The 11985-nt window shown below is 62.4% G+C and carries 13 protein-coding genes; 4 read left to right on the forward strand and 9 right to left on the reverse strand.

Annotation, left to right across the window (positions count from 1 at the left end; genetic code table 11):
- Positions 1–45 precede the first annotated feature (45 nt).
- Together AC19YX_RS29260 and AC19YX_RS29265 are read right to left on the reverse strand one after the other, a co-directional pair.
- The gene (locus AC19YX_RS29260; protein WP_007895266.1) at positions 46–243 is read right to left on the reverse strand and encodes a YbdD/YjiX family protein; all 198 of its coding nucleotides are present in this window, start codon (positions 241–243) and stop codon (positions 46–48) included.
- A gap of 16 nt (positions 244–259) precedes the next feature.
- A complete protein-coding gene (locus AC19YX_RS29265) occupies positions 260–2326 on the reverse strand; it encodes a carbon starvation CstA family protein (RefSeq protein WP_500607645.1) in 2067 nt (688 codons plus the stop codon).
- A 218-nt stretch (positions 2327–2544) separates the two neighbouring features.
- Here AC19YX_RS29265 and AC19YX_RS29270 point away from each other — a divergent pair, with 218 nt between their 5' ends.
- Positions 2545–3006, forward strand: coding sequence for a methyltransferase family protein (locus tag AC19YX_RS29270; protein WP_421548998.1), 462 nt, complete (start codon positions 2545–2547; stop codon positions 3004–3006).
- Positions 3007–3053: 47 nt separating this feature from the next.
- Positions 3054–3422: a PilZ domain-containing protein gene (locus tag AC19YX_RS29275; RefSeq protein WP_078471740.1), complete on the forward strand. Its 369-nt coding sequence runs from the start codon at positions 3054–3056 to the stop codon at positions 3420–3422.
- A gap of 21 nt (positions 3423–3443) precedes the next feature.
- On the opposite strand, the gene AC19YX_RS29280 is transcribed toward AC19YX_RS29275, so the two are convergent.
- The 4 genes from AC19YX_RS29280 to katB form a co-directional block, all read right to left on the reverse strand.
- Positions 3444–4175 (reverse strand): hypothetical protein, encoded by a 732-nt coding sequence (locus AC19YX_RS29280; RefSeq protein ID WP_078471739.1) that lies wholly within the window; start codon positions 4173–4175, stop codon positions 3444–3446.
- A 30-nt stretch (positions 4176–4205) separates the two neighbouring features.
- On the reverse strand, positions 4206–5573 hold the full coding sequence (gene radA, locus AC19YX_RS29285; RefSeq protein WP_078471738.1) for a DNA repair protein RadA: 1368 nt from the start codon (positions 5571–5573) through the stop codon (positions 4206–4208).
- Positions 5574–5619: 46 nt separating this feature from the next.
- Positions 5620–6174 carry an ankyrin repeat domain-containing protein gene (locus tag AC19YX_RS29290; protein WP_201128088.1) on the reverse strand — a complete coding sequence of 185 codons (555 nt, stop codon included), beginning with the start codon at positions 6172–6174 and terminating at the stop codon, positions 5620–5622.
- A gap of 70 nt (positions 6175–6244) precedes the next feature.
- Positions 6245–7732 carry a catalase KatB gene (gene katB, locus AC19YX_RS29295; protein ID WP_201132074.1) on the reverse strand — a complete coding sequence of 496 codons (1488 nt, stop codon included), beginning with the start codon at positions 7730–7732 and terminating at the stop codon, positions 6245–6247.
- A 339-nt stretch (positions 7733–8071) separates the two neighbouring features.
- Here katB and mscL point away from each other — a divergent pair, with 339 nt between their 5' ends.
- Positions 8072–8485, forward strand: a complete 414-nt coding sequence (gene mscL / locus AC19YX_RS29300; protein ID WP_078471735.1) for a large-conductance mechanosensitive channel protein MscL — start codon at positions 8072–8074, stop codon at positions 8483–8485.
- 47 nt (positions 8486–8532) lie between these two features.
- On the opposite strand, the gene AC19YX_RS29305 is transcribed toward mscL, so the two are convergent.
- The gene (locus AC19YX_RS29305) at positions 8533–9309 is read right to left on the reverse strand and encodes a ferredoxin--NADP reductase (RefSeq protein WP_500607646.1); all 777 of its coding nucleotides are present in this window, start codon (positions 9307–9309) and stop codon (positions 8533–8535) included.
- Positions 9310–9536: 227 nt separating this feature from the next.
- On the opposite strand from AC19YX_RS29305, the gene AC19YX_RS29310 reads away from it, so the two are divergent.
- A complete protein-coding gene (locus tag AC19YX_RS29310; protein ID WP_201128092.1) occupies positions 9537–10661 on the forward strand; it encodes a methyltransferase in 1125 nt (374 codons plus the stop codon).
- Between the two features lie 84 nt (positions 10662–10745).
- Here the strand turns inward: AC19YX_RS29310 and AC19YX_RS29315 are convergent, their stop codons facing one another.
- Together AC19YX_RS29315 and cydB are read right to left on the reverse strand one after the other, a co-directional pair.
- Positions 10746–10913 (reverse strand): DUF2474 domain-containing protein, encoded by a 168-nt coding sequence (locus AC19YX_RS29315; protein WP_020296413.1) that lies wholly within the window; start codon positions 10911–10913, stop codon positions 10746–10748.
- Positions 10914–10977: 64 nt separating this feature from the next.
- Positions 10978–11985 (reverse strand): cytochrome d ubiquinol oxidase subunit II, encoded by a 1008-nt coding sequence (gene cydB, locus AC19YX_RS29320; RefSeq protein WP_078471732.1) that lies wholly within the window; start codon positions 11983–11985, stop codon positions 10978–10980.

Consider the following 11985-nt stretch of genomic DNA (forward strand, 5'->3'; position numbering starts at 1 on the left):
CGACCGACCGGCTCCTACAGTGGGATGTTGCCTAGTCTCTGTGCTTCAACAGCACTTCGGACCACCCTTGCCGCCGTAACGTGCTTCCTGACGTTCGCGAAAGAACATCTCGTAGCTCATCACCGGCTTGTCCGGGTGTTTGGTTTGCATATGCTCGACGTAGTTGTCGTAGTCGGGCATGCCGACCATCAGGCGCGCGGCCTGACCGAGGTATTTACCGAGGCGACTCAGGTCATTGAACATGTTTGCAATCCTCGGGTTACGCGTCCGGCAGGGCCTGGAAGGGCGATTCTTTATCCGTACGTTCCTTGGTGCCCCAGGCGGCGATGCCGACCTTGAGCGCATAGAACAGGATGCTGAACACCACCAGCAGGAACAGCGCGGTCAGCGTTGCGTTGGTGTAGGCGTTGAAGATCACGTGCTGCATCTGCTCGATGCTCTTGGCCGGAGCCAGGATCTGACCGCCTGCCAGGGCATCGCTGTACTTCTTGGCCAGGGACAGGAAGCCGATCGCCGGGTTGGCGTCGAACAGCTTGATGAAGCCCGCCGTGGTGGTGCAGATCAGCAGCCAGACAGCCGGCAGCATGGTCACCCAGATGTAGCGTTGGCGTTTCATTTTGATCAGGACCACGGTCGCCAGCATCAGCGCGATACCCGCCAGCATCTGGTTGGAGATACCGAACAGTGGCCACAAGGTGTTGATGCCTCCCAGCGGATCGATCACCCCCTGGTACAGCAGGTAACCCCACATCGCCACGCAGCCGGCAGTGGCGATCAGGTTGGCGGTCCAGGACTCGGTACGCTTGAGCGCCGGCACGAAGGATCCGAGCAGGTCCTGCAGCATGAAGCGTCCGGCACGGGTACCGGCATCGACTGCGGTCAGGATGAACAGGGCTTCGAACAGGATCGCGAAGTGGTACCAGAACGCCATGGTGTTTTCACCCGGCAGAACACTGTGCAGAATCTGCGCAATACCGACGGCCAGGGTCGGCGCACCACCGGCGCGAGCCAGGATGGTGGTCTCGCCGATGTCATGGGCCACCGCTTGCAGGGCTTCCGGGGTAATTGCAAAACCCCAGCTGCTGACGGTTTGCGCCACGGCCATCACATCGCCGCCGACCACGGCCGCCGGGCTGTTCATCGCGAAGTACACGCCAGGCTCGATCACCGATGCGGCAACCATCGCCATGATGGCCACGAAGGACTCCATCAACATGCCGCCGTAACCGATGTAGCGGGCGTTGGTTTCGTTATCCAGCAGCTTGGGCGTAGTGCCCGAGGAGATCAGCGCATGGAAGCCCGATACCGCGCCACAGGCGATGGTGATGAACAGGAACGGGAACAGGCCGCCTTTCCACACCGGTCCGGTGCCGTCGATAAACTGGGTCAGGGCCGGCATTTTCAGCTCGGGCATGGTGACCAGGATGCCGATCGCCAGGGCGATGATGGTGCCGATCTTGAGGAAGGTGGACAGGTAGTCCCGGGGAGCCAGAATCAGCCAGACCGGCAGCACCGCCGCGACGAAGCCGTAGCCGATGAGCATCCAGGTGATCTGGATCCCGGTGAAACTGAAGGCTTTGGCCCAAACCGGATCAGCGGCAATCTGCCCGCCCAGCCAGATCGAACCCAGCAACAGCAATACGCCAATGACCGAGATTTCACCGATGCGGCCCGGGCGGATGTAGCGCATGTAAATGCCCATGAACATCGCGATCGGGATGGTCGCCATCACCGTGAAAATGCCCCACGGGCTTTCGGCCAGGGCCTTGACCACGATCAGCGCCAGCACCGCGAGGATGATGATCATGATCAGGAAGCAGCCAAACAGCGCGATGGTCCCGGGGATCCGGCCCATTTCCTCGCGCACCATATCGCCCAGGGAACGGCCGTTACGGCGAGTCGACAGGAACAGCACCATGAAGTCCTGGACCGCACCCGCCAGTACCACACCGGCAATCAGCCAGAGTGTGCCGGGCAGATAGCCCATTTGCGCTGCCAGCACCGGACCGACCAGAGGGCCTGCACCGGCAATAGCCGCGAAGTGGTGACCGAAGAGAATGTGTTTGTTGGTGGGGACGTAGTCCAGACCGTCGTTGTTGAGCACAGCGGGGGTTGCCCGGCGTGCATCGAGTTGCATCACGTTGTTGGCGATGAACAGGCTGTAGTAACGGTACGCAACCAGATAAATGGCCACTGCCGCGACCACAATCCACAAGGCGTTGATTGCCTCGCCGCGACGCAATGCCACTACGCCGAGGGCGCACGCTCCTACGATTGCCAGCAGCAGCCAGGGTACATGGCGTAGCAGGCTATTATTATTTTTCATTTTTTTATTCCAGCCAGGGTGGACAGAAAGACAGCCAAACCGAGTTTAGCGCTACTGGCTTCAAAGACCACCCCCCACGTTGGTCTAGAGCCTTCTTTTAAGAAAATCCAGCCCTGTGGGGACGGCCGCTCGCCGCTTCTGCCCGCCCGCTCGAAAACACGCTGAACCACCGTGGCGAAAAAACAGTCGCAACTACAAGCCCCCTGTCAGGAGACCCCATGGCCAGGCCCGCTGAACCACCACTGCTACCGCCGCCGTTGTTGTATCTGCTGTTCATCACGTTGGCACTGTTTCTTGCCGACTGGCTGCCCCTGCCCGTCCCGGCCAATGGCTGGACCCAGGCCCTGGCCGTGCTGCTGATCGTGGTTGGCCAGGGCCTGTCGTTCTGGGCAATGTGGCGTTTCCGCAAGCAGCACACCACCAACAGCAACTTCAACCAGCCCCGGCAACTGCTGCGCGACGGCCCGTTCGCCGTGTCCCGCAACCCGATCAACCTCGGCGACACCTGCGGCTATTGCGCCATCGCCCTGCTGCTCGGCAGTCTCTGGCCGTGGCTGTTGCTGGCGCCCTTGCTGTATCTGATGAACCGCAATGTCATCCACCCGGACGAAGTGCAGCTGCAAAGCCTGTTCGGCGACACCTACCGTGACTATTGCCGCAAGGTCCGCCGCTGGCTGTAGCGCAGAACAGGGGTCTATAGTCAGTGCACCACGCAGAGGGCCAGGCCATGAGCGAGCAACATTCCGATCGCCGACGTTTCAAGCGCATTGCTTTTGATGCCAGGACCGAACTCAGCCAGGGATCCCGACGCTGGCCCGTCCAACTGCTCGACCTGTCGCTCAAGGGCATGCTGATCCAGCGCCCAGAGCCCTGGCTGGGCGATGCCAGCCAGCCCTTTGAAGCCGACATTCATTTGAGTGCCGATGCCGAGGTGAAGATGGACGTGCAACTGGCCCACGATGACCATGGCCAGCTCGGGTTCGTCTGCCTGCATATCGGCCTGGAGTCGATCGAGCATCTACGGCGGCTGGTGGAGCTGAACCTGGGCGACCCCGAGGAGCTGGAGCGTGAGCTTGGGGCGTTGATCGAAATCTGATCAGCGCCCCAAACCCGAACCTCAGGGAAACGCCGACGGCTGGGGAAACTCGCTCTCGTTTTCCCAGTAACCCGGCTGCTGGCGGGACGCTACTTGCCACTGCCCATCGACATAACGATAGGTCCGGTAGGTGGTCACAAAGTCCTCACCCTGGGGCGCGGGCGCTGATGACACCTGCTGGATGGATTCGGTGGCGCTATCGTTCGCCGGCACCACTTTCCAGGCCGCCTTGCCGGTCTCGGCCAGCACCAACGGACGTTTTTCACCGGTTTCCGCCAGGTAACGCAACGGGTCGAGCTGATTTTGTGCCGGCACCAGGACCTCGGTGGCCGGACCGCTGTAGCTGCCCATGGGCGCCGTCATGTCGATGGTCAGGAAGAACGCCGGCGCTGGCAGGCCGTTGATCGGGGCCTTCTCCACTGTCGCCAGCGGGTAGCCAAGGTCCTTTTGCGCCAGCACCTCTCCGGAATCGGCAATCAACCGGGCCTGCGCCTCCAGCAAGGGATGGTTTTCGAGATCCGCCGACGCATCGAACGAGTCCGCATCCAGCGCGCTGCCCCAACTGTCGGCGTGCATCTGCGGAGTGATGCGCAGGTCCTCCAGCACCTCCAGCACCGAGCCGTCGCCGACCAGCACCTGCTGCGCCACCCGATAGCCTTCCGGCACTTCGCCCTGTTCGGCATGGGCACTGGCGGCGCTGAACATCAGCGCCAAACCGAGGGTCCGGGTCCAGCCGCTTTTATTGACCATCATCTGCTTCCTTTCATAAGGCCCACGTGGCGGTTATTCGAAAAGTGCGTCCAATGCCTGTTCCAGGCGGGTGACAGCAATGATCTTGAGCCCCGGTGGCGACTCTTTCGGTGCGTTGCCCTTGGGCACAATGGCCCGCTTGAAGCCGTGCTTGGCGGCCTCTTTCAGGCGCTCCTGGCCGCTGGGCACCGGACGCACTTCGCCGGACAGCCCCACTTCGCCGAACACCAGCAAATCGTGGGGCAACGGGCGATTGCGCAGGCTGGACATGACCGCCGCCATCAGCGCCAGGTCGGAAGCGGTTTCCAGTACCTTGACCCCGCCCACCACGTTGAGGAACACATCCTGGTCGTGGGTCGGAATGCCGCCGTGGCGGTGCAACACCGCCAGCAGCATGGCCAGGCGGTTCTGATCCAGGCCCAGGGTGACCCGGCGCGGGTTGGCCAGGTGGCTGTCATCCACCAGCGCCTGGACTTCCACCAGCATTGGCCGCGTGCCTTCCCAGGTGGCCATCACCACGCTGCCCGGTACTTCTTCCTGGGCACGGGTGAGGAAAATCGCCGAAGGGTTGGAGACTTCTTTCAGCCCCTTGTCCGTCATGCCGAACACGCCGAGTTCATTGACCGCGCCGAAACGGTTTTTCACCGCTCGCAGCAAGCGCAGGCGCCCGTCGGATTCGCCTTCGAAATAGAGCACGGTGTCGACCATGTGCTCCAGCACCCGCGGCCCGGCCAGGGCGCCTTCCTTGGTCACGTGGCCGACCAGGAAGATCGCCGTGCCGCTCTGCTTGGCATAGCGCACCAGCAAGGCCGCGCTCTCGCGCACCTGGGACACGCCGCCCGGCGCCGATTGCAGCTGCTCGGTGAAGATGGTCTGGATCGAGTCGATCACCATGACCTTGGGTTTTTCCTGACGGGCGGTGGCGATGATGGTTTCGATGCAGGTTTCGGTCATGACCCGCAGCTTGTCCTGGGGCAGGCCCAGGCGGCGGGCACGCATGGCCACCTGTTGCTGCGACTCTTCGCCGGTCACATAGAGGGCTGGCATGCGCGTGGCGAGGTTGCACAAGGTTTGCAACAGAATGGTCGACTTGCCGATACCCGGGTCGCCGCCGATCAGCACCACCGAGCCGTCCACCAGGCCGCCACCGAGCACGCGGTCGAGTTCGCCGGAAGCGGTGGAGAAACGCGGGATTTCCTCGACGCTGACTTCAGCCAGGGTCTTGATCTGCGCCTGCTGCCCGGCCCAGCCGGTGCGCCCGCTGGGGGCCGCCGCGCCGCCGCTCTCGACCATGGTTTCGGTCAGGGTGTTCCAGGCCCCGCACTCACCGCACTGCCCGGCCCACTTGGGAAAGGTTGAGCCGCACTCGGTGCAGCCGTACATGCGTTTGGCCTTGGCCATCTGAACCCCCGGCAAAAACCGCGATGATAGCTCAGCTGGAGGGTGATCAGTGCGGCGCGGCGGTACGGATTTCACCGCTGGCCAGACGTGCGGCGCTATTGCCCAGCGGATCCTCGGCATTCAGGTCGGCGCCCTTGGCCGCCAGCGCATCCAGCAACTCCACGCGCTTGAACAGGCCGGCGTACATGGCAGCGGTCTGACCGGCGGCATTGCGCTGGTCCGGGCTGCAATCGGCGGCCAGCAGGCGCCGGGCAATCCCCAGTTCGCCCTTGAAGATCGCGCCCATCAACGCGGTATTGCCCCGCTTATCTTGCACGCAGGCGTCGGCACCCGCGGCCAGCAGGCGTTCAACCGCCGGAGCCTGGCCGTGATAGGCGGCGAGGATCAGCGCGCTGTAGCCCTTTTCGTCCTGGGTATCGAGGGCATAGCCGGCCTCGATAAAGGTATCGAGCATCTCAACATCACCGCGCCGAGCGGCATCGAAATAGTAGTCCTGCAACTGGGCCTTGATCGCTGCCGGCTCCGTGGCGGGCGGTTGCCCGGGAGCGGCGAGCGCGGTGAATGAACAGCAGATTAAAAGTGCCGCGATATAGATAGGCATGGAGCACCTCCCTCAGGTCTACACAAAGCAGGAGCACGCGACACCCTGAGCGGGCGTCGCGCGCACGCCGTCAATCCGTCAGCTTGGCGGCCAGGGCCTTGACCCGCGCCAGGTCGCCCTTGGCCACCTGGGTCACGCCGCTGCCGTACTCGGGATCGGCCTTGTAGAGAAACGAAAGCATGATGTGCTTGCTCTCGTCATCCGTGGTGGCCAGGGAGCCGCCGAAGTTGTTGATCAGGTCCTGGCGCTCCTGCTTGCTCAGCGAACGGTACAGCTCGCCGGCCTGCTTGAAGTTCTGCTCGCGCTGGATCTTTGCCTGCTGGGTGCTGCCGCTCAGCGGCTGTTGGCTGTAGCGGGCAGCTTGCGGTTCTTCGCGGGGCAACAGGCGACTCGGTTGGTAATTGACCCCGGTGGAGCTGCTGGCGCTGTTCATCGCGCCGTCCTGGTTACCGTTGTTGACCGCGACTTTCGGCGCATTGATCGGCAACTGCAGGGCATTGGCCCCCAGGCGATACATCTGGGTATCGGCGTAGGAGAACACTCGGCCTTGCAGCAAGCGGTCCTCCGACGGCTCGATGCCCGGTACCAGGTTGGCCGGGGCCATGGCCACCTGCTCGGTTTCCTGGAACACATTGCCCGGGTTGCGGTTGAGCACCATCTGCCCGACCTTGCGCTCCGGCACCCCGGGCCAGATCTTGGTCGCATCCAGCGGATCAAAATCGAAGCCGGCCAGGTCCTGGGGCTTGAGCACCTGGACATACAGGTCCCATTTCGGGAAGTCGCCCTGGTTGATATGGCTCACCAGGTCATGGGTCATGTGGCTGTAGTCACGGCCCTGCACCTGGACCACCTGTTGCGGGTCCAGATTGTTGATGCCCTGCAGGCTCTTCCAGTGGAACTTCACGTAGTGCACTTCGCCCTTGGCGTTGACCAACTTGTAGGCGTGCACGCCATTGCCGTCCATTTCCCGGTAACTGGCCGGAGTACCGGAGTTGGAATACAACTCGGTCAAGGTGCGGGTGGCTTCCGGAACATGGGAGAAAAAATCAAAACGCCGCGAATCATCATCCAGGTTGGTGCGCGGGTCGGGTTTGAATGCATGCACCATGTCCGGGAACTTGATGGCATCACGAATAAAAAAGGTCGGGAAATTATTGCCTACCAAGTCCCAGTTACCGTCGGCGGTATAGAACTTGGTGGCAAAACCCCGAGGGTCACGCAGGGTTTCAGGCGAGTGATTGCCATGGACCACCGCCGAGAAACGCACGAATACCGGCGTCACTTCGCCTGCGGCAAAGACTTTGGCTTTGCTCAGGTCGCTGAGGCTGTCGGTCACCGTGAACGTGCCGTGGGCACCGGTGCCACGGGCATGCACCACCCGCTCCGGAATGCGCTCGCGGTCGAAACGCTGGAGCTTCTGGATCAGTTGCACATCTTGCAACAGCACGGGGCCGGTCGCGCCGGCGGTTTGCGAATTCTGGTTGTCGCCCACTGCGGCGCCGTTATCGCGGGTCAAGGTGGCAGCCTGTACGGAAAGGGACAGCAGGCTGGCGGTCATGACGCCCAGCAGGCGTCGCTGGGAAAGAGTCCCAAGGCCAAGGGTGGTACTCATTGTTTTATTCCTCTGGTTAATCCAGCGCAGTCGAGTGCGCCTGTTAGAGGCTAGTGAGCAACGAGTTGGAAACTAAATTGAAAGGTCGCAAGCGACTGATTGAAAGAATGTTCTGGGCGATAGGCTCAAGTGCGGGTATTACGCGCGCGATTGCTGGCACTTTGTAAACTATTTGCCGCCAAGTCGGTCGATAACAGCGAACACTGTAAGCAGTTGTATCAAGCAGGAGCGCAATGGCTGATTTACACTGCGTTCACCAACCTCATCTGTAACAAGGAATAACCTATGGGCGTGCTAAGTGAGTTCAAGGCCTTCGCGGTCAAAGGTAATGTGGTCGATATGGCCGTCGGTATCATCATCGGTGCGGCGTTCGGCAAGATCGTCTCGTCCTTTGTCGGTGATGTGGTAATGCCACCTATCGGCCTGCTGATCGGCGGCGTCGACTTCAGTGACCTGGCCATTACCCTCAAGGCCGCTGTGGGCGATGCACCGGCCGTGGTGCTGGCCTACGGTAAATTCATCCAGAGCATGATCGACTTCGTCATCGTCGCCTTTGCCATCTTCATGGGCGTGAAAGCCATCAACCGCCTGAAGCGCGAAGAAGCCGTGGCCCCTACCCTGCCACCGGTACCGACCAAGGAAGAAGAACTGCTGGGCGAGATCCGCGATCTGCTCAAAGCGCAGAACAACAAACCCTGAAGTCGCCACACCCCTGGAAAAACGGCGCCCCTGAGGCGCCGTTTTTTTTACCAGTAGGTTTCTACCGCCACCTGCCCGGGGCGTCGGCTCAGGCTCAGTTGCATATCGCGTTGCTTGAGCAGGGCCCGGGTGTCATCGACCATCTGCGGGTTGCCGCACAGCATCACCCGCGAATGCTCCGGGGTCAGTGGCACGCCGGCGGCGCGCTCCAGCTCGCCGTTTTCGATCAGGTGGGTAATGCGCCCGTTGAGGCTGCCCGGATGCTGTTCGCGGGTCACGGTGCTGATGAACTGCAACTTGTGGGCGACTTCCGCCAAGTAGTCGCGCTGCACCAGCTCGCGGATCAACTGCTGATAGGCCAGTTCCTTGGCTTCACGCACGCTGTAGACCAGGATGATGCGCTCGAATTTTTCCCAGACTTCAAAGTCCTGGAGGATCGACAGGAACGGCGCGATCCCGGTGCCGGTGGCCAGCAGCCACAGGTCACGGCCATCGACGAAGCGGTCCAGGGTCAGGTAGCCAAAGGCCTGGCGTTCCACCAGCAAGCTGTCGCCCACTTCGAGGCGACTCAGTTCACTGGTGAACTCGCCGCCGGGGACCACAATGGAGAAAAACTCGAGAAATTCGTCAAACGGCGACGACACCATGGAGTAGGCCCGCCACACCGTGCTGCCATCGGCCCGGGTCACGCCCAGGCGGGCAAACTGCCCGGCGCGAAAGCGAAAACCGACATCGCGGGTGGCGCGCAGGGTGAACAGGCTCGGGGTCAGGGGATGGACCTCAAGCAAGGTCTGGCGCGTGTACTTTTCTGCACTGGCAGTCATGGCAGGCTCCATTGGGCGAATGCCGCTAGTGTCCCGCAAAGCACGGGGCAGAAACACCGGTGGTTTGTAATGGCATAGATCGCGGGCAATCAGCGGCAAAAAAACGTACCATTTGCCCCCTCTTCGAGCAGACGCCACGCGGCCTGCGTGCCACCTGCCCGAACGCTCCTGCCCGCAGACGCCCCGTCCATCGGCAGGACATTCGTCGATTATCCAGAGTCCGCCCCATGCCCCTGCTCGAAAGCCCCTTCGCCCAGCTCGACCTGATCCGCCAGCCCGAACAACCGAACGAGCCATTGCAGGCCTTCGACGCGGCGGACGAGTACTTGCTCAACCACCTGGCTGAGCAGCAGCCGGATGCGCAGACCCGGGTGCTGATCCTCAATGACAGTTTCGGCGCCCTGGCCGCGAGCCTGGCGGGTCGGGTGCAGTTGACCAGCAGTGGCGACTCGTTTCTAGGCGCCCAGGCCTTGGAAAAGAACCTGGTGCGTAACGGTCGCGCCTTTGACGCGGTGTCGGTGGTGCCGGCCAGCGAGCCGTTGCACGGCCCGTTCGACCGGGTGCTGATTCGCGTGCCCAAGACCCTGGCCCTGCTGGAAGAACAGTTGATCCGTCTGCAGGGCCAACTGGCTCCAGGCGCCCAGGTGGTGGCGGCGGCCATGGTCAAACACTTGCCGCGGGCGGCCGGGGACTTGCTGGAGCGCTACATCGGCCCGGTGCAGGCGTCCCTGGCGGTGAAAAAGGCGCGGTTGCTGATGGCCACGCCTGAAGCCAGGACCCCGGCCGTGTCGCCGTACCCCAGCCGCTATCAACTGGATGAGCCGGCCATCGAGCTGCTCAACCATGCCAACGTGTTCTGCCGCGAAGGGCTGGACATCGGCACCCGTGCCTTCCTCCCGCACCTGCCCCACAACCTGGGCCAGGCCCGGGTGGCCGATCTGGGCTGCGGCAACGGGGTACTGGCCATCGCCAGCGCCCTGCGCAATCCGGACGCCCACTACACCCTGGTGGATGAATCCTTCATGGCTGTGCAATCGGCCCGGGAGAACTGGCATGCGGCTCTCGGCGAACGCGAAGTGACCGTGCGCGCCGACGACGGCCTGGCCGGGCAGGAGCCGCAGTCGCTGGACGTGGTGCTGTGCAACCCGCCGTTCCACCAGCAACAGGTGGTTGGCGACTTTCTGGCCTGGCGCATGTTCCAGCAGGCCCGCGAAGCGCTGGTGGTGGGCGGCGCGCTGTACATCGTCGGCAACCGCCACCTGGGTTATCACAGCAAGCTGGCGCGCCTGTTCCGGGGCGTCGAACAGGTGGCGGCGACACCCAAGTTCGTGATCCTCAAGGCCCGCAAATAATCCCGCACTAGCAGGTTGCAGACCAAAAAAAGCCCTCCATGAGAGGGCTGTAAAACCGTGCCGCAAGGCAACGGGATGGGATGATCAGTGGGTCGTCAGGCCTGCGGCATTCATGAACATGCGCATCAGGCTGGCGACGATAAACAGGGCCAGCACGCTGCCGACCCAGATTCCGGCCAGCCAGCCGAGGCGTTGCCACAGGGGCTTTTTCTCGGCGGCTTCGATTTCCTGCAAAGAGTGTTTGTTGCTCATCGCTTGAACTCCTGATAACCCGCAGGCTGCGGTGTGCCCGGCACACCGCGCGCCCGGCGGCGCCCTAGTGGTAACCGTCTTCGTGGGTGACCTTGCCGCGGAACACGTAGTAGCTCCAGAAGGTGTACCCGAGGATGAACGGGATGATGAACAGCGTGCCCACCAGCATGAAGCCCTGGCTTTGCGGCGGCGCGGCGGCGTCCCAGATCGAGATCGACGGCGGCACGATGTTCGGCCACAGGCTGATGCCCAGGCCGCTGTAGCCGAGGAAGATCAGCACCAGGGTCAGCAAGAACGGCGTGTAATGGGCGTTGCGCGCCACGGCGCGAACCAGGCCATACATGGTCACCAACACCAGGATCGGCACCGGCAGGAACCAGAACAGGTTCGGCAAGGTGAACCAGCGCGTGGCGATTTCCGGGTGCGCCAGCGGGGTCCAGATACTGACGATGCCGATCACCGCCAGCACCACAAAGGCCAGGGGCCGCGCCAAGTTGTGCATTTGCTCCTGGAGCTTGCCTTCGGTCTTCATGATCAGCCAGGTGCAGCCCAGCAGGGCATAGGCCACCACCAGCGCCGCGCCGCAGAACAGGGTGAAAGGGGTCAGCCAGTCCAGCGAACCGCCGGCGAACTGGCGATTGACCACCGGCAAGCCATCGATAAAGGCCCCCAGCGCCACGCCCTGGAAGAAGGTGGCGGTGATTGATCCGCCAATAAACGCCTTGTCCCATAGATGACGCTTGTCATCCTTGGCCTTGAAGCGGAACTCGAACGCCACGCCGCGAAAGATCAGGCCGATCAACATCAGGATCAGCGGCAGGTACAACGCCGAGAGCACCACCGAGTAAGCCAGCGGGAAGGCGCCGAACAGTGCCGCGCCCCCCAGCACCAGCCAGGTTTCATTGCCGTCCCAGACCGGGGCGACGGTGTTCATCATTACGTCACGGTCGGTCTTGCCCGGGATAAACGGGAAGAGAATCCCGATCCCCAGGTCGAAGCCGTCCATGACCACGTACATCATGATGCCGAAGATGATGATCACGGCCCAGATCAGCGGAAGATCGATACCCAT

This window comes from Pseudomonas sp. MF09150, from assembly GCF_059862355.1.